Raw genomic sequence first — 26,841 nt, forward strand, 5'->3', positions numbered from 1 at the left:
CGACATCACAAAATACATCCACTAAATTATCCATAAGCCCTCTGCGTGATTGGTTCCTTCTTGGTCGAAAGATCTGATCACAAAGAGGGCGATTAGTTCAGTTTTTTATCCCGAGTTGAGGTTAACTAGGCTCAGGAGTCAAGATTTTGACGAGCAGGCTTTCTTTGCGTTACGCCGATAAAGGCCTTAAGGGCTGAAGGGCTGAAGGGCTGAAAATCCTCTTCAGGTATGCTAAAAACACAATAAAAAAAGCACTGCCATAATGGCAGTGCCTTTTAAGCATACTTCAAATCAACTTGCATGATATTGAGCATTAAAACAACTCTGCTGGCATGCCCATAATGCTGCTGTCACCGGCATTCACTTGGGCCAAATGGTAATCGGCTTTATGCAATAGTTTATTGATGTAAAAATCAGCAAGGTACTGCTTAGTGGCGGTGAAGTTTTTATCTTCTACCTTGCGAGATTGCTGCGCCATAGCAAGCCAGAAGTATCCGTATAAGGTGTAACCAAAGGCATCGAGGAAGTCGACTGCTGAAGCATTGAGCAATGCCGGATGCTGCGCCTTATTATCGTTGACAAATTGTGCCGTCTGCATCAAGGCATCAAGTCTTGATAATACCGCCTGTTTATCTTCAGGCTTTATCTTATCAAAACTAGCCAACTCGACTTTGATCTCATCAACCAATAAGCTTAAGGCATGTAAATCATCACCTGTCACTTTGCGGCCTATAAAATCAAGTGCTTGAATACCATTGGTACCTTCGTATATTTGTGCAATTCGGGTATCGCGGACTAACTGCTCTATGCCTGTTTCACGAATATAACCATGACCGCCGAACACTTGCTGGGACATAATCGTCGCATCAAGACCGCGATCGGTTAAGAAGGCTTTGGCCACCGGCGTTAATAGCCCGACGTATTTAGCGGCTTTCTGTTGTATTTCACCTGTGGCATATTTGGCTAGATCTAACTGCTTGCCAGTCATCACGGCTAATGCTCTACCCGCTTGGGTCATGGCATTAACGGTTAATAGCATGCGCCGCACATCGCCGTGCACAATAATTGGGTCGTTTCGCTTTTCGCTCGCATCAGCCGCCGTGCCCTGAATTCGCTCGTTAGCATAGTCGCGGGCCATCTGGTATGCCGCTTGGGCACTACCTAGGCCTTGAATACCAATGGCGAGACGCTCATAGTTCATCATGGTGAACATACAAGCAAGGCCGCGATTGGCTTCACCAATTAAAAAGCCTCTGGCATTATCAAAATTCATCACACACGTTGCCGAGGCTTTAAGGCCCATCTTGTGCTCAATTGAGCCCACAGTCACCCCATTGGCTTCGCCTAAGCCACCATCGGCATTCACTGTGATTTTTGGCACTAAAAACAGTGAAATACCGTTTGAGTCTGGCAATTTTGCTAGCACTAAGTGGATCACGTTTTCAGTTAAGTCTTGATCGCCGCCAGTAATAAATATCTTACTGCCGGTGATTAAATAACTGTCATCACTTTGAGGCACAGCTTTAGTGCGAATATTACGTAAATCTGAACCTGCCTGTGGCTCAGTCATGTCCATGGCGCCGGCCCAAATACCTGAATATAAATGAGGTAAATAAGTGGTTTTCAACTCATCACTGGCGTGGGCATGAATACACAAGGCCGCACCAGCTGTGAGCGAGCTGTAAAGCGTAAAGGAGTTATTGGCACTGTAGCCCATTTCATCCACTAACACCCCAAGCATCTTTGGCATGCCCATGCCGCCAAACTCAGGATCGCCACATAGCCCAACCCAACCACCTTGAGCGAAGGTATCGTAAGCCGCTTTAAAGCCATCGGGCGTTATCACTTTACCATCAACAAAACTCACCCCTTGCTCATCGCCACTGCGATTAAGCGGGTGCATCACATCACGGTTAAGTTTGGCCCCTTCTTCTAAAATGGCATTGGCGGTGTCCATGTCGAGCATTTCAGCAATCGCTGGTAGCTGCTCCCAAGTGCTTGGGGCATCAAAGACTTGAGTTAATAAGAACTGCATATCTTGTAAAGGGGCTTGGTAAGGATTCATAGTGGCTCTTAAACGATTAATTTAAACGTGTGTTTTAATTTATACTAAAAACAGCCAAAAAGCCAAGATGAATGCGCCGTTTAGCATATATTTACTAGGCAACCCTCTTCATTAAAAAATAACCAATAAAAAAGGCTAAGCCGAAGCTTAACCTTTTTTATATTCCTAAAGCCGCTGACTTACCACATCAAATCATCTGGGATGGCGTAATCAGCGTAAGGATCGTCTGCATCACTGACCTGCGCTACTGAATCCGCCGCCGATTTATCCCATAAATAACCGCACCACTCAGGCACTAGCAAGTTAACTCGCTCGGCAAGTTTATGGGGCACAAGGTAACTTTTATCTTCATAGCGCACTATGCCTAAGGTGCCATTGAGTAAATCACGCTGAATACTGTCGGTGATATAAACAGATAAAATCTTGTTATCCAAAGTGAAGTTAAACTTGAGTTCGGCATTGGTTGGCAGTTTTATGGCAAAACGAGTGAACTCATTGATTAAACCTTTCACTTGGCCTTTTTCTGCAGCCTGTGCAAAACGTGCTTCATTAAGCGCTTTATCTTTTTCAGCTTGAAGGCGTTTTTTCTCGGCAATTTCAAGCTTTAGTGCGGCACTACCATCATCCACTTTGGCTTTCTTGTTGCGTTTTTGCTGGGTTTTTACATCTCGCGCTTTTTGTTTACTTGCAAGGCCTGCTTTTAACAGCTGCTCTTGTAATGCATTAGCCATCTTAATTTACCTTTTACTATCAAAACATGTTGTTAAGTTACAATCCTTGCTTGGCAGCTAACTCACCTAATTCTGTCATGGCGATACTGGCGCCGCCAAGAGCCCAGCCGCCATCAACAGGTAACACCACTCCAGTAATGTATGAGGCCATATCTGAGGCCAAAAATAACGCCGCATTGGCGATATCTTGGCCACGGCCGTTGCGCTTAAGTGGCACACTGTTAGCGACTTTGGCTTGCAGTGCATCGCTCGGCGCTAAACGATTAAAGCCTTCAGTATCTGCGATTGGGCCTGGCACTATGGAGTTAATACGTATGCCTTCCATGCCCCATTCTAAGGCTAAGGTGCGGGTCAACATATCCACGCCAGCTTTGGCGGCGCACACATGGGCTTGCAATGGCATGGCCACATAAGCTTGAGGGGCTGAAATTTGAATAATACTGCCACTTGGGCGGGTCATTAATGAATAGGCTTGTTTAAGCACCTGAAAACTGCCCAATAAATCGATATCCATCACTGATTTAAAGCCATTCACAGATAATTTTGCCGCGCTGGCGGGGAAATTACCCGCCGCGCCACTGACCAGCACATCAATTTGGCCCATATTGGTGGCGATTAGTGCAAAACCTGTGGTTAAGGCATCATTATCGCGCACATCAAAACTCACACCAAAGTGTTTACCTTGAGGGTTTGCTGTTTGTAATTGACTGACTGCGGCGTCGACCTTATCTTGACTGCGACTCGCTACGGCAACATTTGCGCCAGCGGTTGCAAAGCTCAAGGCGATTTGCAAATTTATGCCACTGGTACCGCCAACTACCACAACATTTTTCCCTGTGTATTCAAACATAATCCACTCCTTATATTCTTAATCCGTTCAGCATTGGCTGCATTATGGGTTATTAAACCAATGACTCATGAATGGCTTTTAGCGCCGCTAAGGGATCGCTTGCCTGAGTGATGGGCCTGCCTATTACCAGAAAGTCTGAACCTGCCTGCAGTGCTTGGGGCGGTGTCATGACTCTGTGCTGATCGCCATTGTCACTGCCAACAGGGCGAATGCCTGGGGTGACTAAGGTAAAGTCAGCGCCAAAATTATGTTTAAGTAACTTGGCTTCTTGGGCCGAGCACACCACGCCATCAAGACCCGCATCCTGAGTAAGCTTTGCCAGTCTCAGCACATGCTCAACTGTGGGCACATTGATCCCAAGCAAGGCTAAATCATTATCACTCATTGAGGTAAGCACGGTTACCGCAATCAATAAGGGGGCTTTATCGCCATAGGGCTCGAGGGCTTTTTTTGCAGCTTGCATCATAGCAAGTCCGCCACTGGCATGGACGTTGGTCATCCATACCCCAAGCTCTGCTGCTGCACTCACGGCTTTGGCCACAGTGTTGGGAATATCATGAAACTTAAGATCTAAAAACAGATCAAAGCCTCGTGCATGGATATCGTGCACTAATTGCGGCCCGAACAAGGTGAACATTTCTTTACCCACTTTTAAACGACAAAGCTTAGGATCTAACTGGTCAATTAAGCGCAGTGCAGCGGCTTTATCATCAAAATCTAGGGCGACTAAAATTGGATTGGTGTTCATCTGCTCTCCACTGTATTGCCAGTTTGGGTTGATATTATTCTCAATATAAATCTAACGTGTATCTAAACTAAGCCCGACTCATTCTCCATCAAGGCCTTTAATGCGCTTGATACTGCCCCATTGTTTGCAAGAGGGGCAATGCCAATACAGCCCATGGGATGGAAACCCACACGCATTACAGCGATAACTTGGGCGATATTTAATTTGCTGCTCGACGAGCTTTTCAAGCATGGTCAAACTTTGCTTCGCTTGGCCGTCTTCAGCTTGTTTAATATGGGCTTGCATTAGATGCTGAAAGCCTTTCATGGTTGGATGACGATAAAGATTATCCAATACCAAGGTTTCAGCACTATCATGCTCTTGTTGGCTGATTTTAAACTCCGCCAAGGCAATCACCACGCTGACGCCGGCGCCCGCTTCCAAGGCTTTAACCAGTAACTCTTGATAACCACTGAGATCTTTGCTGTCTCGATAAACTTGCTTTGCGATACTCAAGCCATCGGCAAACACTTCTATATCACCGTTCAGTAAGGCGTAGAGGCTTTGCTTACATTCGAGTTGTTTGCCACTATCAAGATAAATTTTGCTTAGGCTTAGCCAAGCACGGCCGCATTTGGGATCAAGTTTTACCGCTTGCAATAGTTTTTTCACCTTCACCTCTTCGGTGCTGGCTTCATCACTTAACTGACAATAAAAATGCGCTGTGATGGGTTTTAAACATTGCTGGCGCTTACGGCTTAAGCGTTTGGTGGTATCGATGGCATTTTGCCATTCTTTGGTGATTTGGTAGATGGAAATTAACTGGGTTTCAGCGTCTTCGCTGTGTTCATCTTGGCTAACTAAATTAGTAAAGATTTCTTCGGCTCTGTCATAAAAACCCGCAGCCATATAATCTTTGCCCAGTTCCATCATGGCAATATCACGCTGCTCTGTGGTCAGGCTTGGACGAGCAATTAAGTTTTGATGAATGCGAATAGAGCGGTCAACTTCGCCGCGTTTTCGAAATAACGAGCCCAGTGAAAGATGGGTGTCTATGGTTTCATCGTCGACATCCAGCATGGAAATAAACAAGTCCACCGCCTTGTCCGATTCATTAGACAGCAAAAAATTAAGTCCAGTGAAATAATCTCGACTTAATTTTTTTTGCTTTTGATGCTGGCTCTGCCTAATACTGCGCCGGCCCATGTACCAACCGTAGGCGGCTGCAATGGGTAATAGCAGAAAGAGGATCTCTAGCATCTAAACGGTTTTATCCTGTGCAGGCTTAATGCTAATGCCTTTCTTGCTCAGTAGTTTATGGGCTTTTCTTAAGGCCAATTTGAGCTTAGCGATATAGAAGAAGGCAAACAACCAACTGAGCATAAACCCGCCAAAAAACACCACTGCAAGGACTAAGGGCAAACGGTATTCGCCTTCGGCGATAAAATAACTGACAGTCACCAGTTGTTCATTCTTAGCACCAAAAATTAATGCTAGAACAAAAAATAGGCCAACTAAGATAATGGCGATAAAGGATCTCACGTGATACTCCATACTAGGACGTTTATGATATCAATGGTCTGATTATCCAAGAAATTTGTCGAGCTGACCAGCTTTGCTGTGCAATAGATATAAAAAAGCCCCCTGACGGAGGCTTTTTTCGTGGGTTAATTAAACATTAACCGCATCGACACGTTCGCGCAGTTCTTTACCCGGCTTAAAGTGCGGAACATACTTGCCTTCCAATTCAACTGAGGTACCAGTTTTTGGATTACGGCCAGTACGTGGCGCACGATAGTGAAGTGAAAAACTACCAAAGCCACGGATTTCTATTCGATCACCGCTTTCTAATGTTGTCGCCATTTGCTCTAACATTTCTTTGATTGCACTTTCCACTTCTTTCGCCGACAGTTGCGACTGCCTAGTGGCGAGTTTTTCGATAAGTTCAGATTTTGTCATCCTAGCTATCCCCTATTATCAAGCCAAACACAGTCGCCTATAAGGGAGCGAACTCCCTTTACAACAGGCGATTTCGATTACTTGCGAGCTGCTTTAAATGCTTCAGCCATTGCATTGCTGATAACAACGTCATCTTGCTTGTTCAGAGTAGCAATCGCTTCTTTCTGTTCAGCTTCATCTTTCGCTTTGATAGATAGGCTGATAGAACGGTTTTTGCGATCAACACCCATGAATCTAGCTTCGATTGCATCACCTACAGTGTAGACAGTAGATGCATCTTCGATACGTTCAGCTGAAATATCTGCTACGCGAACGTAACCTTCAACTGTGTCAGCTAGTTCAACAGTCACGCCTTTTGCATCAACAGCAGAAACAGTACCGTTTACTACGGTGCCTTTCTTCTTGTCAGCTAGGTATGCGTTGAATGGATCATCTTCAGTTTGCTTAACGCCTAAGCTGATGCGCTCACGCTCTGGATCTACTGAAAGAACCACTGCATGGATTTCGTCGCCTTTCTTGTACTCAGATACTGCGTCTTCGCCAGTGCCGTTCCAAGAAATGTCAGATAGGTGAACTAGACCATCTATGCCGCCGTCAAGACCGATGAAGATACCGAAGTCAGTGATTGACTTGATCTTACCAGAAACCTTGTCGCCTTTATTGTAACGAGTTGCGAAGTCATCCCATGGGTTAACTTTACACTGTTTCAGGCCTAGAGAAATACGACGACGTTCTTCGTCTATGTCTAGTACTAACACTTCAACTTCATCACCTAAGTTAACAACTTTAGATGGGTGAATGTTCTTGTTAGTCCAATCCATTTCAGAAACGTGTACTAAACCTTCCACGCCTTCTTCGATTTCTACGAAGCAACCGTAGTCAGTAAGGTTAGTTACGCGACCAGAAAGCTTAGTGCTTTCAGGGTAACGCTTGCTGATTTCTAACCATGGATCTTCGCCAAGTTGCTTAAGACCTAGTGATACGCGAGTACGCTCACGGTCATACTTAAGAACTTTAACGTTGATTTCGTCACCAACATTAACGATTTCAGATGGGTGCTTAACACGTTTCCACGCCATATCAGTGATATGTAGTAGACCGTCAACGCCACCTAAATCTACGAATGCACCGTAGTCAGTAAGGTTCTTAACGATACCCTTAACTGCTTGGCCTTCTTGTAGATTTTCAAGAAGTGCATCACGCTCAGCACTGCTTTCTGATTCGATAACAGCACGACGAGAAACAACAACGTTGTTGCGCTTCTGATCAAGCTTGATAACTTTGAATTCTAATTCTTTGTACTCTAAGTGAGCTGTGTCGCGAACTGGGCGCACGTCAACTAGAGAACCTGGTAAGAAGGCACGGATACCGTTTAATTCAACAGTGAAACCACCTTTAACTTTACCATTGATGATACCGATTACAGTTTCAGCATCTTCGTACGCTTTTTCTAGAACGATCCAAGCTTCATGACGCTTAGCTTTTTCGCGAGACAGTTGAGTCTCACCGAAGCCATCTTCAACAGAGTCAAGGGCTACGTCAACTTCATCGCCAACTTGAATTTCTAAAACACCTTGAGCGTTTTTGAATTCGTCAGCATTGATTGGGCTTTCAGACTTAAGACCAGCGTCAACAAGTACCATACCGTTTTCGATGGCAACAACAGTACCACGAACGATAGAACCTGGACGGAACTCCAGAGTTTGAAGGGATTGTTCAAATAGATCAGCAAAAGATTCAGTCATGTTTAGGTTACTTTCTTTAATAAACCACCATCCATCCTAGATGTGGAGTCAGTAATTGATTCATATCATCCTTAATATGAATGCCTATCCCGAGCGTTAACCATTAACGCCCTAAGATATAGTTGCCCTGACATGTTCAAGCACACGCTCAAACACCTCATTAATTCCGATCCCACTTGTATCAATCACAAGAGCATCATCTGCTGGCTTTAGTGGGGAGGCGGCGCGATTAGTATCACGGTCATCTCGCTCAATAATTTCAGCTAAAAGGCGATCGATGTTAACATCGAAGCCCTTGTCCTGCAACTGATTATAGCGTCTTTGCGCCCTTTCTTGGGCGGAAGCGATTAAAAAGATTTTAGCCGCAGCTTTTGGAAAAACCACTGTGCCCATGTCGCGACCATCGGCAATTAAACCTGGCGGGGTGGAAAATGCGCGCTGGCGACGCAATAAGGCTTCGCGAACCCGCGGTAATGCTGCCACTTTAGAGGCCGCATTTGAACACTCTTGGCTGCGAATGCTGCTGGTAACATCTTCGCCCTCAAGAATAACCTTAATACCTTTACCTTCAGCGTCTGATAAAAATTGCACATCTAAGTGCGCCGCTAATAAGGTAATGGCCTCTTCGTTTTCAAGCTCAACATCGTGATGAATCGCGGCCAAGGCCAACACACGGTATATCGCGCCACTGTCGAGTAAATGCCAACCTAAATGCAGTGCAAGTAATTGGCTGATTGTGCCCTTGCCTACGCCACTTGGGCCATCTATTGTAACTATTGGCGTCCGTTCAGACATAATTCCTCCGAAAATAACCTGCTTCCCTAATGGTTCTGGTCTTCATCAAAAATGAGCGGGCGGCATTGTATAACAAAACAGAAATTTAAGCTGGAGAATTTTACATGACAATTGCGCTATCTAGACAAGCACTCCCCGCGTGGCTTGCATTGGGGGAGCGGCTCATCCTAGTCTGGGCATTAATCAGTTAATCGTGCAAACTCGGTAAAATAACTGGGGAAGGTTTTTGATGTGCAGTCAGGATCATTAATGGTAATGCCGCAATCAGCAAAGGCCAGCAAAGAAAAACACATCGCCATGCGGTGATCGTTATAGGTATCTATGGCCGCAGCATTTAGCTTAACTGGTGGAGTAATACGAATAAAATCATGACCTTCTTCAACTTGCGCCCCCACTTTTCTAAGCTCGGTTGCCATAGCATGTAAACGGTCAGTTTCTTTGATGCGCCAGTTATAAATATTACGAAGACAAGTATCGCCCTCGGCAAATAATGCTGCTGCCGCTATGGTCATCGCCGCATCAGGGATATGATTCATGTCCATATCAATGCCAGTAAGCTTAGCCTTGCGAGCAATAATATAGTCATCACCCCATTCAATATCAGCACCCATCTTCTCAAGCGCATCGGCAAATTTCACATCACCCTGAATGCTTAACCGGCCCACACCCGTGACTTTGACACTACCACCAGCGATGGCGCCTGCCGCTAAAAAGTAAGAGGCCGATGAGGCATCTCCTTCCACTAATACTTTGCCCGGTGACAGGTATTGCTGCCCTGGGTTAATGTCAAAGCGGGCGTAATCATGGTTTTGCACTTCAACGCCAAACTGCGCCATCAAAGCTAAGGTAATATCAATATAAGGTTTAGACACTAGCTCGCCTTTAATATTGATGCTTACCTTGTCATTAGCTAATGGCGCCACCATCAAAAGTGCGGTTAAAAACTGACTGGATAAATCACCCGCGATATCCACATCGCCGCCATTTAAGCCTGTTGCATTAATGGTCAGTGGCGGAAAACCGTCATTTTTAAGATAAGTCACACTGGCGCCAAGTTGGCGCAGCGCATCAACTAAATCGCCTATGGGACGCTCTTCCATCCTGGGCTCGCCTGTTAAGGTAAATTCCCCTTGGCCTAAGGTTAATGCTGCGCACAAGGGCCGCATAGCAGTACCTGCATTCCCTAAAAACAATGTTTGCGCAGTGGATGCTGAAACGGCGCCGCCCATGCCTTGAACTGTGCAACGGGTTTTATCGTCGCTCAATTCAAATTTAACCCCGAGCTGTTCAAGGGATCCCAGCATGTAGCGGATATCGTCTGAGTCTAATAAATTGGTTAACGTGGTGGTGCCTTTAGCTAAGGTTGCCAATAATAGCGCGCGATTGGAGATACTCTTCGAGCCAGGAATGTTAATTTCGCCATCGATGCAGGCAATAGGTTCAAGATGCAGTTGCTTCATTTGCTTCTTCTTTTGCTAAAGAAATGGTTATCTTAATCTGGGTTAAGACACGTATTTTGTAATGGAGGAGCATTACAGCAGATTAACGCCGCAGTGAACAGTATTTTTTCATTGTCAGCTTAAGTTTCCAACTGAATTCTGCTCAGGGTTATTTTTCACCGACTAAATGCGAGTTTTTGTTTAACCATCCCACCAAAGCACGTTATTCTAACCCGATAGTCTTTCGAATATAAGATCAACAATAAAGGTAGAAGCCATGTTCCATAGCCTAAGCGCCATGCCTGCAGATCCCATTTTGGGCCTGTTAACTCAATACCGTGCTGACTCACACACCAATAAAGTCGATTTAGGTGTGGGCGTCTATAAAGATCCCAGTGGCCATACGCCCATTTTAGCCTGCGTCAAAATTGCTGAGAAACGGCGCTTTGAAACCGAAGACACCAAAGTTTACATAGGCCCAACAGGTTCTGCGCCGTTTAACAAATTAATGACAGAGCTTGCCTTTGGTCAAAGCCATCCCGCCCTACTCGCTGACAGAATTCGCACCGTGTCAACGCCAGGCGGTACCGGCGCATTACGGGTCGCGGCAGATTTTATCAAGCGCTGTAATCCCAATGCTGTGTTATGGGTGAGCGACCCAACGTGGGCTAATCACACGGGATTATTTGAAGCTGCGGGCATTAGCGTAAAAACCTATCCCTATTATGACTATGACAGCAAGACACTTAAATTTGACCAGATGATGGCCAAGCTTGCCACCATAGGTAAGGATGACGTGGTGCTACTGCATGCGTGTTGCCATAATCCAAGTGGCATGGATTTAACTCCAGCACAATGGGATCAAGTGGTAGAACTAACGGCTAAACAAGGCTTTACCCCGCTTATCGACATGGCCTACCAAGGCTTTGGTGATGGTGTGGATGAAGATGCCTATGGCGTGCGTCAAATGGCGGCCGCTGTGGAAAACATGATCTTATGCAGTTCATGTTCTAAAAACTTTGGTCTATACCGTGAACGCATTGGTGCCTGTACGTTAGTGGGTAAAGACAGTGTCCAAGCCAATGTGGCTTATTCCGTGCTCTTATACGTGGTGCGCTGCATTTACTCTATGCCACCGGCTCATGGCGCTGCGATAGTCGAAACCATTTTAGGTAACGATACACTTAAGCAGCAATGGCTTGATGAACTTAAAGTGATGCGCGATCGCATCAATGGCAACCGCACCATGCTAGTTGAACAGCTTAAAGCTAATGGTGTTGAGCGTGACTTTAGCTTTATCGCCAACCAGAAAGGCATGTTCTCATTCCTTGGAATTAGCCCACAGCAAGTGGAGCGCCTAAAGCAAGAGCACAGTATTTATATGGTAGGGTCAAGCCGGATAAGCATTGCGGGTATTAGCGAGGCGAATGTGGATTACTTAGCCAAGTCTATCGCTAAGGTGCTATAAGCTTTTATTACACTCACCTAATGCCGCGGCGTAACCAAAGATTAGGTCTGTTAGAGATGTAAAAAGGTCGTCACTTGACGACCTTTTTTATATTAGATTAGCAAGCTTTCACTGCGCTTACGATAATGACTTAACCGCTTACTTACCCCAAGGGTTGTTCGGATCTGTAGATGGCTTAGGTTTGCTGGGATCTCTTTTAACATTTTCACGGTCGCTGTCAAATCTGTCTCTGGCTCTTGATTCACGGGTGCCATTATCAAAGCCAGAGTTTTTCCTGCTAGCTGAACCACTGCTTCTAGAGTTTGAGCTTCTATTCTGGTTTCTAGAGCCTGCCCCGCGAGATTGGTTCATTTTAGGTTTGGCAGCTCTAGCAGCTTCAAATTCCGCATGAGCTTGCGCCTGCATTTTCGCAATCGACTCAAAGGTCAGCACCATAGGCTTGCGCGGCATTATACCTGCAGCAAATCCACGCTCCCTTGGTTTGAGTTCATATTGCTCAGCATTAGCTTTAGGCATGCGCTTAAAACGATACAGATAAAAGTTTTCCACCTTCTCTCTCGCCCATTCAGTTTTCTTAAGAAACTTCTGGCAACTTTCAATGGATGGATTGAGATTTAAGCACTCAAGTTTAAGAGCGGCATATAAAATCTTCCAACCGTAACAATCAACCAGATCGGTAATCATAGTCTCAAGCTTAAGGCCATGTAATGGGTTGTTTTGTTGCTCTTCTATCATAATCTTCCTAGCGAAATCGGCGGTCCAAGGTGAACACAGAGCGCTATGATAACAATAATATGCCAAAGTCAGGCAATTTATCTTAGGGTAATTTGATCTTAATAACCCAGTAATCCCAATCAAAAGATTGGGCACACGATCCTAACTGGTTAACTCCCAATTCATTCTCTTCACTCGCGCCTCATTACACACCCTGTCAAAGTGACAGCCTTGTTAATCTTGGGAGGAAACGCTGTAAATGAATTGGAACAGCTTATGAGTATTGAATTCGGCACATCGGGATGGCGCTCCCAATATAAACATATAGTTAATTTTACGCTGCTATCGCTATTTAAGTTTTATTGGAAAGCATTACTCTGACATCGAATTTAATCCGCTTTCAAGGTAGATAAGCCATGCAAAATGAAACCATAAGTGTACAAGGAATTCCCGAACATCTCGCCGTTGCCAGTAATCGGTGGTCAAGGCAAGACACCACCTGGATGTTGAGCTTATTTGGCACAGCAGTCGGTGCAGGCATTTTATTTTTACCCATTAATGCCGGAATGGGTGGATTTTGGCCTTTAGTGTTAATGGCATTAATGATTGGTCCCATGACTTATCTTGCTCATCGCGGCTTATCAAGATTTGTGTGTTCCTCGGCCATTCCCGGCAGTGACATCACCCAAGTTGTAGAAGAGCATTTTGGCATTGGTGCAGGTAAAGCCATCACTTGGCTTTATTTCTTAGCCATTTACCCTATCGTACTTATCTATGGCGTTGGGATAACCAATACCGTCGACAGTTTTATTATTAACCAATTAGGCATATTTACAGAAGTCCCAAGACTCTTGATAGACGGTATGCCTGTACTGACAGAGTCTGGCGCACATATTATCGATAAAGTCAGTGGTATCCCTCGCTGGTTGCTGTCAGGATTATTGATCCTAAGCATGATGTCTGTAATGGTCGCAGGCGAAAAATTTATGCTTATGGTCACCCGCTTCTTAGTTTATCCTTTAGTGGCTATCCTCGCGTTTATGTCTTTGTATTTAATACCAGATTGGAAGATGGATGCACTCATGGCCGCGCCTTCCACCACGGAGTTTCTCGGCACCGTCTGGTTAACGATTCCAGTTCTTATCTTTGCTTTTAACCACTCACCAGCGATTTCGCAGTTCTCCGTTGCCCTTAAACGTGAACACGGCGTCAATGCCTCTAAAAAGGCTGACGTGATCTTACGTAATACCGCCATTATGCTGGTTGGGTTTGTGATGCTGTTTGTGTTTTCCTGCGTATTGTCATTAACGCCAGCGCAGTTAATGGAGGCCAAAGCTGAAAACTTACCTATATTGTCATACCTTGCCAATGTCCATGCCAGTGGATTTGTCAGCTACTTTGCCCCAGTGATTGCTTTTGTTGCGATTATTTCCTCCTTTTTTGGCCACTATATGGGAGCAACCGAAGGCTTAAAAGGCATTATCACTAAGCAATTAGCCAGCAGCGAAAAAACCGATACCAGCAAAAAACTGGATAAGTTTATTTTAGGGTTTATGTTTATCACCCTTTGGGCGGTGGCAATAATCAATCCAAGCATACTCGGTATGATAGAGGCGCTAGGCGGCCCAGTTATCGCGGCTATTTTGTACCTTATGCCAATGTATGCCATACATAAAGTTCCTGCATTAGCCGCTTACCGAGGACGCATTAGCAACATTTTTGTTGTCATCACAGGTCTGCTATCAATGACAGCAATACTATTTGGTTTAGCCAGTTAACAAATCAAATTTGTGGTTAATTAAAAGATAGGTGAGCTTCACATTTAAATCAAAGAGAGCGCTCTTGCTCTCTTAGAATAAAAATTCACCTATATGCAAAGTAGCTTGGTATTAGCCCGAGGTATTTTTAACCGCCACGCAGTAATTTGAATATTTATGCACGCTAACCTCTCAGCATGAGTCTTTTAAGCCGTGTTATTTTGAAACCACGGCTTTTTGTCCCCAAGATTTAACTAAATACCGCAGCGGGATTTGTGACACTAGCATCCCAAGCAGCATCAAGGCACAGCCAAGCAGTGCACGGTTATCTAAACTTTCATTTAGAAACAATATCCCGCCAATAGCCGCAAAAACAGCTTCTAAACTTAGAATAATCGCCACATGAGCAGGATGGGCGTTTTTCTGAGCCACCACTTGTAAGGTGTAACCTACTCCCACAGAAATTAGCCCAGAATAGGCCAGTGCGCCCCAGGCTAACCCTATGCTGGCAAGCGCTGTGGTTTCAATGGCAAATGACACCCCAAGGCTTATCACAGCGCAGATCACAAATTGAATTTGCGACAATAAAATGGCCGAATGTTTGCGGGCTAAATGGTCTATCAATAGAATATGCACCGCCCAAAAAAGTGCCCCAATCAGCTGCAGTGCATCACCATAGCCAATGCTCATGTCATCTTTGATGCTCAAAAAGTACATGCCCACGACTGCAATGGCACAGCCAATCCAAGTGTTTACTCCTGTGCTGTGTTTAAGCAATAACCCCAAGATTGGTACTATCACAATATAAAGCCCAGTAATAAACCCAGCATTTGCTGCAGAGGTATAGAGTAGCCCTACTTGTTGGAACGATGCGGCAATGAAGAGCACTGCGCCCAAAGCGAGCGATCCTAAAATCAGGGTTCTTGAGTTCCCTACCACTAAGGTTTTTTTCCGTGAAAAATACCAAATTAGCGGCACTAAACTGATGGCGCCAATAAAAAACCGCAGGCCATTAAACATAAAAGGTGCTAAATGGTCCATGCCAAGGGCTTGGGCGACAAAGCCCATGCCCCAAACGCAGGCGGTTAACAGTAATAAAAAATTTGCGACCACAGGTGAATTCTCACTTTTGATGAAGGGGTTGTCGGCTGCTAAAGCCAAGTGCGGATATGTTGAAAACACTAAGATTAACGTGACCTTATAGTGCTTACAAGGATAAGTTAATTCATCAGATGAGTCGTATCTTAACTTTGCGACTCGCTATTGCCTGTGGCCTAAACATGTTGGCAAGGTAAATGGCAGCATTGAGCCGATGCTTGAACTGAGCAATTGAGATACATCGAGAGAGGCAATGGGGATGAGCCAGTGTGTTAATCGCGGGGTCGTGACGGACAATCAAGCATAAGAGCGGGATGCCGTTTAGTCTAGGCTAAATCTGTAATGATAACTCCACTACAGACGGCTTAGATTTATCAGAGCTATTTATCACAACCATTCACCCAAACTAAAAGGTGAAAACAAATTAGCTATTTTTCCCTGATAAAATAAGCATATTGGCGATGAAATAATTTCACCACCAATATAGCGTTGTCGACTAAAACCTTAACCCACGGGCAATATTGTCCTGCCGTATTCAGCATTTAGTACTTGCGCCATAGCAAAATAAATCGCACTAAAACCAACAAATATGCCTTCAAAACCTGCGATAGTGCCAATAAGCTCGCTGCCAGTAAAATCACGGGCGGCTAACAAAAAGAATAGTACCGTCAGTGAGCCAAACACCACTTGCTTGGCTCTAGGGTAGCGCAGTGAGCCAATAAACATAAAGCCGGTAAATAAGCCCCACAGGCTTAAATAACAGCCCATAAAGCCCGCTGGACTTTTTTGTGCAAGCCCCATCTCTGGCAATAAAATTAACCCCACTAAGGTGAGCCAAAATAATCCGTATGATGTAAATGCCGTGGTGCCAAAGGTGTCACCACGTTTAAAGCACATTATCCCAACGATCACTTGCCCTAGGCCGCCATAGAATAACCCCATGGCTAAGATCATAGAATCTATCGGGAAAAAACCCGCATTATGGATGTTAAGTAAAATGGTCGTCATACCAAATCCCATTAGCCCCAAAGGTGCGGGATTAGCTAGCTGTGTGGACATGTTGTTTCCTGAATACGCGTTGATGTTCCCAAAATTTGCATGCCGACAAGGCAAGACTGACAGATTGAGGGGATGAGTAAGGCGGCGCATTCTAGTTGAGCCTTGTGAGCAAATCAATGCTTGGTTTACGCTTATTGGCCATAGAGCAGTATTGAGCGAGGATGGAATGCCGTGGGAGGTCAGCGTCAATGGAACCAAGCGTGAAGTTGATCACAATTTATGATGATTTGACGTCTTTTAAGCTAGCCCAAAAGACGTCAAAAATTGAGGTTGAATCGCCGTTTATGATCTGGGGCGCAAGATATGTAAAAGTGCGAGGTAGATCGTAGAACTGCCCTATTCCACGTTCATTTTAACATTGGCTCTGGCGCCTGCTTCAAGTGCTTCGAGCTCATTAACCACGCTTTGACTTGACTGAGTCTCAGGTAAACGTAGCACTAATTTAGCTCGGTACACATTACGCCCTAAAATAGACACTGGCACCCGATAAGACTCAAAGTGTTCCACATGAATACTTAAGGTTTCCATTAACCGATGAATATCATGAGTTAAGCCAGCTCTGTCGGCGCAATCTAACTCAAACTCCATCGGGACTGACAATGTTAACGGCGCTTGCTCAAGCGCTGCTTGATTAGTGCCAGCACAAGCACTGACGCTTAGCTGTAACTGGGGGAAAGCCTCAAGCAAGGATGATGTTAGCTTTGCCTTATCAATGCTCGCGATGCTCACTTGCATCAGGGCTGCAAAGTGATTATTAAGACGGATAACCTTACTTGTGTCCCATCTCGCCCCATGTTGGCGGTTATGGTGAGCAAGTTGATTAATGATATCTGGGGTAAAGGGGCCCGTTACACTCATGATAAAACAGCTGTCCATAGGAACTCCTTGTTATTAAACTCACAACACATCTTAGCTCATGGCAAAACGAATAATACCATCAAGCTTATGACTAACATTATGCCTAAGCTGTAATAACCCAGATTAACGCCTCGCCCCCTATTCATCTGTGCACCAGAGCACAATTCCCAGCTTTATTTGCGAACTCACGTTATATGTTAAAGAGTCGCGCTATGGCTCGCGCGGCGCCTGAGGGCCCACTACACCACGAGTGCATTTTGCCACTGAGTCAGCAGTTTCATAATAGTGTAAGAGTCTTGAGGGCGAACGGCTGGACGCATCAGTGACAACTGTTTTTGCTCTATGGCTTGCCTTATCTGCTGCACTTGGTAATAAAAACCATTGCCTGTGGCGCTGACGTCAATCACTTCACTGGCTTGCTCAAATTGGGTCACGCTTAGGCGGTTATGGTTTTCTGGCAGCCAAGGGTTAGTGTCCATATTCAGGCTACCTTTAGTGCCGAGCACGGTAAAACGGCTGTGCAAACCATAATCTTCTGCGGTGTGCAATTGGCACTGTACTGTTGTGATAGGAGTTATAATGGACTCAGTAGTTAAGTTTTCAGCCAATACTGGAGCATTTTGGGTTGGCGTGAATGCAAATACCGCCGAGGTATCACAAATGTTGCCATCTGTGCCTTGACGGCCAATGGCCTTAATATTCATGCTATCAAAAATGTCATCGCCAAAGGCGGTTTGCAGCACCAAGTGCATTAAGGATACCGGATAACAGCCAAGGTTATATAAAGTGCCCATGCTATCAGGGTTAACAAACTGACTGATGGCCGCGCAATATTGACCTTGAATAGCCTTCACCTGACCAATAACGCCGGACGCAATAATGTCGGCAACGTTAGCCGCTAACGGATGGGTTAAATACATCAAGCCTTCTGCAAAAAACACCCCGCTGTCTTTTACTGCTTTAAGGCAAGCCTCAGTCTTTTCCATGTCTATCGATAACGACTTTTCACACAAAATCGCTTTACCAGCATGGGCGGCCTTGATGACGTATTCATGGTGCAGGTGATTTGGCAGCGCAATGTAGACGATATCCACCAAGGGATCATTAATAAGCGCGTCATAGTCGTGATAAATCGTGGTTATCTTATATTTATCGGCAAACTCATTGAGCGGCGCTGCCGAGCGCCCTGCAACGGCATAAAGTACTGTGTTGCCTTCGGCTAATATGGCATCGGCCATTACAGCTGAAATAAAACTGCTGCCTAATATGCCCCACTTTAACGGGGATAATGTGTTTGCTTGGCTCATGGGTAACTCCAATTGGCTAAAGATGCGTGTGAACATGTGAATGCGCGTGAAGGTGCGACTAGATCAAGTGTTATCGTCTTAATTTTTACTGCTTTATTTTTATTGCGATGCCGGCTTGGGTGCTGTGCTAACTCGGCTTACCAAATGAGGCGCTGCTTAAGCAAGAGTAGATTGAAACGCTTGCTTAAGTTCAGTAAGCCCAGCCTTAATAAAAGCCTGCGTATGGGGTGCAATGAAATGGGCATTAATGGCGGCATCATCATTATAACGCTCCCAAAAAATAAACTGTTTCGGCGCATTAGGGTCTTGCAGTGCAATGGCCATAGTGCAGCCTGGCTCGCTATTCATCGCAGCGCAAAAAGCCTGGATGGCCGCAACCCCAGTGGCTAATTCAACTTCGGCCTTAATATGAATTTCTGCGGTGACAAAAACACCTTGGGTGCCTAACTGGTGATCGGTTTGGGTTAACTGCTGCATGCTTATCTCCGACTGATATTAACGACTCACTGACATATATTGCTGGCATTTATTACTGACTCTATTACCTTCCCTGCACCTGTTTGGCACTCAGAAGGCGTTAAAACGTCAATATAAAGCAGTTATTACTGGGGATAAACCAAACTCTAGTTTATTCTTAATCAACTTTGAGTTGTCAATCTATCTCTTAGTATCACTCAAGTGTTCACTCTTGTGTGTGCGTAAAGGCTATAGTTGTCAATCTATCTCTTAGTATCACTCAAGTGTTCACTCTTGTGTGTGCGTAAAGGCTATGACAGAAGCTTTTGCTTGAAGGTTCTAATTAATGTGAATTGAAGTGAATTAACCTGAATTGAAGTGAAGTGAAGTGAAGTGAAGTTAACCCTAAAGGTGGAATAAGGTGGATAAACTTAAAAGCATGCAAGTGTTCGTTCATGTGGCCGAGCAAGGGCGTTTCACCGCCGCAGCCCATGAGTTTCAGATCAGTGCCACCATGGTGGGCCGGCATATCAACTTTCTTGAATCCAGCTTAGGCGCGCCACTCATTAGCCGCACCACGCGCAAACAATCGCTGACCTTAGCCGGAGAGACGTATTACCAAGAATGTAAAAAGATTTTAGACTCAATAGAGGCAGCAGACAATGCGGTGCACGCCTTAAGTAACAGCCCAAAAGGCAGAGTGAGCATCAATGCGCCGGTGAGTTTTGGTCATGAAATATTGACCCCTATCGTGGCAGATTTTTTGCTGGCGCACCCAGACATCAGCATCAAACTCACCTTAGATAACGAGCTAATCGATCCTGTCCATGATGATGTGGACTTGGTTTTTCGCATCGGTGAGCTCAACGATTCATCCATCATAGGCCGCTTCTTGCTCAATTATGAAATGATTTACTGCGCCGCCCCAAGCTACTTAAAACGCCATGGCACGCCTACAGGCATCGATGATTTAAGCCAGCATAATTGCCTAGGGTTTAGTTACAGCAGCAAATTTGTCTCAAAAGGGAAAAACCCCAATGCCAATGCCTTTGGCAAGCAGCCATTAACCTTTGAATCCAACAGCGGTTTGAGCCTAACTCACGCCGCCATCAAGGGGCTGGGCATAGTATTGCAACCAAGAATGGTGCTGGCCCAAGCCATTAGTCAAGGTAGCCTCTATGTTATCGACACCCTATCGCCGCCCACGCCAAGACCGATACATTTGCTGTATAAAAACAAGCAACTGCCCCTTAAAACCCGCGCATTCGTGAATTATTTTCTGGCAAGTATGGATGTGTGAATACATGGCTAAATAGCAATGCCTCAACGCCCCAGCGAATTGAATTTTAAGTAGTGACAATATAAGCGCTTTATATTTGGAAAAACGAAATGCATTATTGGGACAAAGATGACACGATTTACTCAAAAACAATGCCCCCTGTCCGTTAAAAAATTCGTCACTAATTTACTGGGCATTAAACCAATCTATCAAACGGGTTCATACCGCTGGCAGCTCTTATCAGCCAAAATGTACATTTAGCGATACGTTATGGTCAGCTGGCCGATTCAAACTTAATCGGGGAGGAAAACCTTGGCACAAATGGCGCTTCGCTGATAAACACCTGCTGAAGTAAAGGGGACGATGAGTTGCAATGATGGTGCGGTAATCAAAGACTGGGTATTAGCTGGGAAAGGTATAGCCTATAAAAGCTGGTTTGATGTAGCTAAAGAAGTTCATCAAGGTAAATTGATTGTGCTCTTTTCCGATCAATTAGCCGATAAAATCCCTTTGCAACTCCTTTACCTGCAAACGGATTACCCTAACCACAAAATTAGAACCCCATCGATTTTTTAAAGCAAAAATGCCAAGAGTACGAAAAACAATTCCCATTAACGGTTTAGCTTTTACTCACAGCCATTGATAACTATTCGGCAGTTTCTACTCAATTTAATATTTAAGATTTTCTGGGCTTTCTCATTACCTTTAAACCGTTTATGCCACTGCTCAAATATCGGCCTATCACTGCATGGTCACATTCAGTTGAACAGGATACGCTAACATCAACAACTTTGTTGAGCTTAGGGGGCGAATGTAGCGTTAACGACTGTGTTTAAAGGTTGTAAAAACCCGCATTTTTACTATGCTTTTTTATGCTGTGGCAAGATGTTTATTGGTAGCAATCTCAGTAGTAGGCTTAGTTTTAATGGTCATACAGGAAAAGTAACCATAAATTCTAAGTTGTTGTTATCAAGTAACTTCCCTTGGTTTAGTTGTAAAATTCTATAACATAAAGCACTGCTGGTGATAACCCACTGATGCGTTGTTAAAAAGCTTATGTCATGGATGCATAGCTAAGCAAAGGTTATACAATCTATTAACTTAGAAGGAACTAGTTATGGAAATCAATTATAAAGTGATGCGCTGTAGTTGCGCTGGGATAGCCATGTCTTTGCTTTTTGCTTCAGGAATTGCGAATGCAGAGACTTCAATTATCAAAAATCCAGATATTCAAGAGAAAAGTGCGCCTAAAGATGTTGCTGCTTCAATTAATAAGCAGCTAAAAATGGATCAAGCGACACCAATGGAATGGCCTGAATATGTCGCCTCTGAAGCTACAGATGAAAAAGGAGGTGACAGTGGTTCAGGTTCTATGGACAGCCAATTGGCGCCGTTAGGGGCCAACGATGATGCAAAAGCCCTTTATCCTGAAGCTTGGCAAGCGATGGAGAAAATGGAAAAGATGGTTGTCACTGAAGAGCTTTCTAGCAGTGATGTTGGTACAACCTCTGCCGCTAAACCTGATCTATATACAGGATATCCTGCAAATCTATACTCCCAATCATGGAAATATCACCCTTGGCGAACTATGGGTAAGCTCTATTTCAATAAGCCCAGTGGTGGAACTAGCTATTGCAGTGCATCAATGTTGAAAAATAATGTATTACTTACTGCTGCCCACTGCGTTTATAGCCGTGGAAGTGGTTGGCATTCAAATTTGGTATTTGCACCAGCAGAAAGGTATGGCAATAAGCCCTATGGCCAGTATAACTGGACCAGTGCCATTGTTCTCACTAACTGGATTAATGTCGGTAGCCGTCAATATGATCTTGCATTAGTTCGCTTAAGTGGCAACCCCAATGGCATGGTTGGTAATTTAGGATATGCCTATGGACAGTCATTTGAACAAAGCCTGTTTTCATTTGGTTATCCAGGTAATTTAGGCTCAGGCCAATACAGTAATACTTGTGCCGCCGAATCTTTTAAAGATGATACAGATGCCATTGGAATGGGATGTAATATGACTTATGGTGCAAGTGGCGGACCATGGTTAAGAGTATTTTCTCCCTATGTATCAGGTGGGAATCAGGCCAATTCAGTAGTCAGCGGTCCATCCAAAAAAGGAACCTTTGGCCAAAGTTATGTTGGTCCAAGATTTACCAGCAACAACTTTAAAGTGCTCTGTACAAGTTACGGATGTTTGTAAATTGAACGACAGTTATCAGGCTTGAAAATTAATGCCTGCCAGATTACCTGGCAGGCATTATGTCGTTAGCGCCTTCACCTTCAGTTGAAATACAACAGGAATACAGCAAGCACTGCCCTCAACGGAGCTGCATGCAAGGTAGTGTGGCGACTAGATACCTCCGACCACCATATTGCGTTGATTTAATTACTATTTCATTTTATGTCAGCGTTTGCGTTTGATTTGCCGGAGGGATAGCTTGCTTGCACTTTTTAACAAGGAGTAAGAGAAACCCTTAGGTTCAAATCCCTTTCCTTCGCCCAACAAAAAAGCCTTACCATTGCTGTCAGCGTTTGCGTTTGCGTTTGATTTGTTGGAGGGATAGCTTGCTCTAATAAAGAGGAACCCAAAGCTCTCGTATTAAATATTAAATTAGTCGTTTAAATTCATTTGGTTGCAGAGTTTAACACCTTCAAATCCTGCAATTGCTAACTAAGATTGACTATATGATTGAAGTTGAAAAAAGTCAATAATAATGAGCCTTTAAAAGTGCTAACTTGATGTATATAAATCTTGAATTATAATGAATTATAAATTGATCGGGTCTTATTAAGACCTACTAGCCCGAAAAAGCCAATAAGCATAATCCGCACGGGTGTTTCAATTGACAGGCGCAGTGATACAGATTTAATTACGGTGCAAATTCACTGTTAGCCTCATCAATAAATCTGCCCTCTTTGATTCCCAAAGGTGGACTATTAGGAGATTTACAGTGCATAAGATCTTTAAAATTTTAGTATTAACCATTTTTATAAATTCTACTTTTACTGTGATTTTTATAAATTCTGCTTTTGCTGTATATGAAGAATATAGAGGAACTGACACTATTGGTGAAGCTTCTCTTGAAGTTATGCAAGAGGCTAACTTGATTAGTATCGCTAATTTTATGAGAAAAAATCGAACAATTGATGGTAGCCATATATCAGAATTATGTAGAATGCATACAAAAGCTTATTTGAATGGAAAAGAAGGCTTCATTTTGGAAAGTATATTAAAGGAAAATAAACTTGATATAGAGAGCTTTAAAGATGTGGGCTTTGTTAATGTAGATTGTGGTAGTGAAAACTTTATAGCACACGCAATGGAGGAAAATTTTAATACTTTTACTAGTTGGATAGAGTATGGGATAAATATGAATAGACCCATAATATATAGAGGATTAGTTGGAACGCCTCTAGATATAGCTTTTTACATGATAGAAAAAAATCCAGAAAGACTTGGTCACTGGAGATCTATTGCATCAACTTTATTAAGAAATGGATTTAAAAAATGTAAGGATTTAAAAATTAAATGTTCGATAGACTTAAATTAACTGTAACAAATAGGCTATATTCAATAATACTGTTGTTTACCATAAGCGGATAACAGTATTTGCCGTTTATCTAGCTTCGCGCTGCTTTCCTTAAACCAAGCTAGATAATTCAATAAATATTTTATTGCCACTCCCTTCATGCTTCCGTTTACCCAAGCCTTAAAATTCGCTATTGCACCATTGACGGTCTGAATATGGTAAATATTATCCATCACTCTGATTTTATTATTTATCAAGAGCTTATGGTCACAGCGCTTTTGTTTGGCTATTTTCACATATGCCCATGCACCATCGCTGAAAGCACTGTAAACCTGTGTTTGTAGTGGTCAAGTATAATTGGCCACTACATAGGGTGTAGAGCAACATTTATCTGCCCAAGCCTACAATTAGGTATCACAACCTCTTTATCCATTTTTATTCTTTAGAAGATTACTCTTTAAAAAAAGAGTTTTATGTCTAATATATTTTTCCATTTTGTGATCATAGATGAAGGCAGTAAATGCATGTTTCAAAATTTTGATTATCCTTCGAAACCAATGCACATTTTCAAAAACCTCATCATTATGTATCCATATTTGCCTGCCAACATGCTTATAAAATGGCCCAGGAAGAAAAGTAACTATATCCAAACCTGAATTAACCCTAATCGTTTCATTATCTAATAAATATGATTTCTTGAAGCCAACAAAACCAACCGCAGGCTGGCCGAATGTAATAACATTTGATATGTTATTCTGATATTTATCTTGTAATCTTGCAGCAGAAAGCACTGCTAAAGCGCCTCCCAAAGAGTGACCAGCTAAAACTATAGCTTTCTTGGAAGCTTCGAATTCTACGAGGGTCTTTTCTAATATTTCAAATAAATTATACTCTTCTTGCTCTTTCGGATACTGGTTCAAAGCTTTTAAAAATCCCGAATGAACATATATTTTTTTTCCGTTGATCATTGTTATTTGAGGTTTAATGTTTAAATTTATAAACCAATCGGATAATACATTTGTACCACGAAAAAAAATTCCAACTTCCTTATCATTTGATAAAACACGTAAAATACTAGCACCTTTTCTGTTTTTAATGATTTTCTGATGTTCGTAACCACTCAACTTTTGATTAAACAATGGTCTATAAACTGCATCACATAAAATTGCATAATGCTCATAGGACAAAATTTCACTTTCATTAACTTCCCTTTTAACATTTGTCATTTTCATATTCCTTGATATCACAACAGATTTATAAAGCTATTAATGTAAAGAACATTCGTGTATGAAGTACTATCAGTATAGAATCACAATTAATTAGTTTGATTCTTGAAGTTATATTTGTAATGCCTAACGTCGAAAGCATCGATGTCATTTATCACATCCAGCCCAAAGACGTTACTGCCTTTGCTTATTAATCTTAACTAACAAGCCATATCCTCAGTAAGTTGTGGCTGTAGTAACATAAATATTTTGGTCTTATCGAAGTAATTGGTAGGTTCGACTTTTAATTTTTTGTATACCACCAACATCGTTAATCTTTGCTTTATTAAATTGAACACTAACTTGATTTATATCAAATTCTATTATTCCCCAATTATGACAATCATCAAAATCAGCAGGTAAACCTAAGTAATTAATTGATATTCCAGATGATATTACTTCATAGCAAGGACGTTTAAAATTAGGTTTTAAAAGTTTATTTTTATGGATATCACCAGCTACATAAAAGACATTACTATTTGAAGTATCTACGGCTTGAGAAAAAACATCATATTCTTCTTCGTATTTAGACCAATTCTCACTCCCCTGAGTTAAGCTAAGACCTGCGCATATAAAGGTATGGGGTAAATCGTGTTGCATTTTTTCTAATAAAAACGTCAATTGTTCAACTCCAAGCATACTTTTTCCTTCTGACGCAGATGTGAACTCATCTTCTCCATCAGAATGAAGATTTATTCGTTCAGAATAACTGCGATTATCTAAAATAATAAACCTTGCTATTGGATTGTTCTCTGGCAGATCCACATAACGATAAATAGGAGAATTGTCAGGCTCTGATTGCCCTAATACCCATTTTTTAAATAAATTGGTTGATACGACCTTTTTGTCATCTGGAACTTCATTCCCGCAAGCATTATCCCATGCAAAATCATGATCATCCCATGTGGCAAACAATGCATTTTTAGTTCGCATTTCAGAAATTAAATTCTTAAAGTTGGGGACTGAAAACTGTTGTGAGTATTTAGCATTCATCTTGATTTCAAAAGCATCTAAGCCTAATTTCTCAGGTGAACCGACTGGCTCTTGACTAAAAAAACGAACACCATAATCCATATAAATATTGTCTCCTAGAAGAAACAAATAATCAGGGGAAACATCTTGAATGGCTTTCCATTCAGGTTGTTTAAGCTCATGAGGGATATGCGGAAATGCTTCATAACGGCAACATGAGGCAAATGCTATTTTAATCATAATATTGTCCTTAATAAATTTTAGAATAAATCCAATATCTAACTTCACCTTTAACGACGCGCTTAATGTCCGAGAAGTATGGGAATGAACTAGTGAGGCCCATCTGTAAAGAGACTCTGCCCAAATAACGTACTGCTTAAATAACGTACTGCTTAAATAACATACTGCAATTAAGCGCGAACTACTAGCTAATGATAAGGGCTTATCATTAGTAATTGGTAGTAAGTAAGCAGCTCGCAAATTTGCAAGCGGAATAACAAGTAAGTCATATGAGGCATAGGTTTAAAAGTAATTCAACTCAAAACCACGAAATAATTTGAGGTAATCTCCACCTTAAATGATGAAAAGTGCGTCGGCATCGATGATGTGATCATCAATACTTTTTTGCTTTGGGTAGGTAGCGTTCATAATTCTGTGTCATTTCAGTAAACTGTACAAAAACAGGAATGACACATGACTCAACCTTTTAACTTTGAACAAGCCCTTAAAGATCTTCAAGCGGGTAAAAATCTCACAGGCAA

General features: G+C 43.0%; 24 protein-coding genes and 1 pseudogene. 6 read left to right on the forward strand and 19 right to left on the reverse strand.

What is annotated here, in order from left to right; genetic code table 11:
• Window positions 1-313: 313 nt before the first annotated feature.
• The 10 genes from H5073_RS16335 to aroA all read right to left on the reverse strand — a co-directional run bounded on the left by H5073_RS16335 (window position 314) and on the right by aroA (window position 10,332).
• Window positions 314-2,065, reverse strand: a complete 1,752-nt coding sequence (locus H5073_RS16335) for an acyl-CoA dehydrogenase family protein (RefSeq protein ID WP_182680633.1) — start codon at window positions 2,063-2,065, stop codon at window positions 314-316.
• Between the two features lie 179 nt (window positions 2,066-2,244).
• Window positions 2,245-2,796 carry a DUF2058 domain-containing protein gene (locus H5073_RS16340; protein WP_182680634.1) on the reverse strand — a complete coding sequence of 184 codons (552 nt, stop codon included), beginning with the start codon at window positions 2,794-2,796 and terminating at the stop codon, window positions 2,245-2,247.
• A 37-nt stretch (window positions 2,797-2,833) separates the two neighbouring features.
• Complete coding sequence (locus tag H5073_RS16345; RefSeq protein ID WP_182680635.1) at window positions 2,834-3,646, reverse strand: SDR family oxidoreductase; 813 nt, start codon at window positions 3,644-3,646, stop codon at window positions 2,834-2,836.
• Between the two features lie 52 nt (window positions 3,647-3,698).
• Window positions 3,699-4,394, reverse strand: coding sequence for an orotidine-5'-phosphate decarboxylase (gene pyrF / locus H5073_RS16350; protein ID WP_182680636.1), 696 nt, complete (start codon window positions 4,392-4,394; stop codon window positions 3,699-3,701).
• A 78-nt stretch (window positions 4,395-4,472) separates the two neighbouring features.
• The gene (lapB, locus tag H5073_RS16355) at window positions 4,473-5,633 is read right to left on the reverse strand and encodes a lipopolysaccharide assembly protein LapB (protein WP_182680637.1); all 1,161 of its coding nucleotides are present in this window, start codon (window positions 5,631-5,633) and stop codon (window positions 4,473-4,475) included.
• The gene (locus H5073_RS16360; protein WP_220488094.1) at window positions 5,634-5,927 is read right to left on the reverse strand and encodes a lipopolysaccharide assembly protein LapA domain-containing protein; all 294 of its coding nucleotides are present in this window, start codon (window positions 5,925-5,927) and stop codon (window positions 5,634-5,636) included.
• Window positions 5,928-6,044: 117 nt separating this feature from the next.
• Window positions 6,045-6,332: an integration host factor subunit beta gene (gene ihfB / locus H5073_RS16365; RefSeq protein ID WP_182680639.1), complete on the reverse strand. Its 288-nt coding sequence runs from the start codon at window positions 6,330-6,332 to the stop codon at window positions 6,045-6,047.
• 77 nt (window positions 6,333-6,409) lie between these two features.
• The gene (gene rpsA / locus H5073_RS16370; protein WP_182680640.1) at window positions 6,410-8,077 is read right to left on the reverse strand and encodes a 30S ribosomal protein S1; all 1,668 of its coding nucleotides are present in this window, start codon (window positions 8,075-8,077) and stop codon (window positions 6,410-6,412) included.
• A gap of 111 nt (window positions 8,078-8,188) precedes the next feature.
• Window positions 8,189-8,872, reverse strand: a complete 684-nt coding sequence (gene cmk / locus H5073_RS16375) for a (d)CMP kinase (RefSeq protein WP_182680641.1) — start codon at window positions 8,870-8,872, stop codon at window positions 8,189-8,191.
• 179 nt (window positions 8,873-9,051) lie between these two features.
• On the reverse strand, window positions 9,052-10,332 hold the full coding sequence (aroA, locus tag H5073_RS16380) for a 3-phosphoshikimate 1-carboxyvinyltransferase (RefSeq protein WP_182680642.1): 1,281 nt from the start codon (window positions 10,330-10,332) through the stop codon (window positions 9,052-9,054).
• Window positions 10,333-10,588: 256 nt separating this feature from the next.
• Here aroA and H5073_RS16385 point away from each other — a divergent pair, with 256 nt between their 5' ends.
• Entirely contained in the window at window positions 10,589-11,779 is a 1,191-nt protein-coding gene (locus H5073_RS16385) for an amino acid aminotransferase (protein ID WP_182680643.1), read from the forward strand.
• A 138-nt stretch (window positions 11,780-11,917) separates the two neighbouring features.
• On the opposite strand, the gene H5073_RS16390 is transcribed toward H5073_RS16385, so the two are convergent.
• On the reverse strand, window positions 11,918-12,514 hold the full coding sequence (locus H5073_RS16390; RefSeq protein WP_182680644.1) for a VF530 family DNA-binding protein: 597 nt from the start codon (window positions 12,512-12,514) through the stop codon (window positions 11,918-11,920).
• A gap of 395 nt (window positions 12,515-12,909) precedes the next feature.
• Here H5073_RS16390 and H5073_RS16395 point away from each other — a divergent pair, with 395 nt between their 5' ends.
• Window positions 12,910-14,271 (forward strand): aromatic amino acid transport family protein, encoded by a 1,362-nt coding sequence (locus H5073_RS16395; protein WP_182680645.1) that lies wholly within the window; start codon window positions 12,910-12,912, stop codon window positions 14,269-14,271.
• A 195-nt stretch (window positions 14,272-14,466) separates the two neighbouring features.
• Here H5073_RS16395 and H5073_RS16400 read toward each other — a convergent pair whose 3' ends face one another.
• The 5 genes from H5073_RS16400 to H5073_RS16420 all read right to left on the reverse strand — a co-directional run bounded on the left by H5073_RS16400 (window position 14,467) and on the right by H5073_RS16420 (window position 19,049).
• Entirely contained in the window at window positions 14,467-15,363 is an 897-nt protein-coding gene (locus H5073_RS16400; RefSeq protein WP_182680655.1) for a DMT family transporter, read from the reverse strand.
• Window positions 15,364-15,852: 489 nt separating this feature from the next.
• On the reverse strand, window positions 15,853-16,407 hold the full coding sequence (locus H5073_RS16405) for an acetate uptake transporter (RefSeq protein WP_182680646.1): 555 nt from the start codon (window positions 16,405-16,407) through the stop codon (window positions 15,853-15,855).
• 336 nt (window positions 16,408-16,743) lie between these two features.
• A complete protein-coding gene (locus H5073_RS16410) occupies window positions 16,744-17,283 on the reverse strand; it encodes a glycine cleavage system protein R (RefSeq protein WP_182680647.1) in 540 nt (179 codons plus the stop codon).
• Between the two features lie 221 nt (window positions 17,284-17,504).
• Window positions 17,505-18,572, reverse strand: coding sequence for a Gfo/Idh/MocA family protein (locus H5073_RS16415; protein WP_182680648.1), 1,068 nt, complete (start codon window positions 18,570-18,572; stop codon window positions 17,505-17,507).
• Between the two features lie 156 nt (window positions 18,573-18,728).
• Window positions 18,729-19,049, reverse strand: a complete 321-nt coding sequence (locus H5073_RS16420) for a putative quinol monooxygenase (protein WP_182680649.1) — start codon at window positions 19,047-19,049, stop codon at window positions 18,729-18,731.
• A 400-nt stretch (window positions 19,050-19,449) separates the two neighbouring features.
• On the opposite strand from H5073_RS16420, the gene H5073_RS16425 reads away from it, so the two are divergent.
• The 4 genes from H5073_RS16425 (at window position 19,450) to H5073_RS16440 (ending at window position 23,864) form a co-directional block, all read left to right on the forward strand.
• A complete protein-coding gene (locus H5073_RS16425; protein WP_182680650.1) occupies window positions 19,450-20,328 on the forward strand; it encodes a LysR family transcriptional regulator in 879 nt (292 codons plus the stop codon).
• Between the two features lie 342 nt (window positions 20,329-20,670).
• Window positions 20,671-20,883, forward strand: coding sequence for a hypothetical protein (locus tag H5073_RS16430; protein WP_259394928.1), 213 nt, complete (start codon window positions 20,671-20,673; stop codon window positions 20,881-20,883).
• Window positions 20,884-21,424: 541 nt separating this feature from the next.
• Window positions 21,425-22,513: a serine protease gene (locus H5073_RS16435; protein ID WP_182680651.1), complete on the forward strand. Its 1,089-nt coding sequence runs from the start codon at window positions 21,425-21,427 to the stop codon at window positions 22,511-22,513.
• A gap of 751 nt (window positions 22,514-23,264) precedes the next feature.
• Window positions 23,265-23,864 carry a hypothetical protein gene (locus H5073_RS16440; RefSeq protein WP_182680652.1) on the forward strand — a complete coding sequence of 200 codons (600 nt, stop codon included), beginning with the start codon at window positions 23,265-23,267 and terminating at the stop codon, window positions 23,862-23,864.
• Between the two features lie 20 nt (window positions 23,865-23,884).
• Here H5073_RS16440 and H5073_RS16445 read toward each other — a convergent pair.
• The 3 genes and pseudogenes from H5073_RS16445 to H5073_RS16455 all read right to left on the reverse strand — a co-directional run.
• A pseudogene (locus H5073_RS16445) lies at window positions 23,885-24,160 on the reverse strand (IS1595 family transposase); the annotation flags it as partial.
• A 108-nt stretch (window positions 24,161-24,268) separates the two neighbouring features.
• Window positions 24,269-25,069, reverse strand: coding sequence for a lipase family protein (locus H5073_RS16450; RefSeq protein WP_182680653.1), 801 nt, complete (start codon window positions 25,067-25,069; stop codon window positions 24,269-24,271).
• A gap of 255 nt (window positions 25,070-25,324) precedes the next feature.
• Window positions 25,325-26,320 carry an alkaline phosphatase D family protein gene (locus H5073_RS16455; protein ID WP_182680654.1) on the reverse strand — a complete coding sequence of 332 codons (996 nt, stop codon included), beginning with the start codon at window positions 26,318-26,320 and terminating at the stop codon, window positions 25,325-25,327.
• Window positions 26,321-26,841: the final 521 nt, after the last annotated feature.

It is taken from the genome of Shewanella sp. SR44-3 (assembly GCF_014163735.1).
Taxonomy (GTDB): Bacteria; Pseudomonadota; Gammaproteobacteria; order Enterobacterales; family Shewanellaceae; genus Shewanella.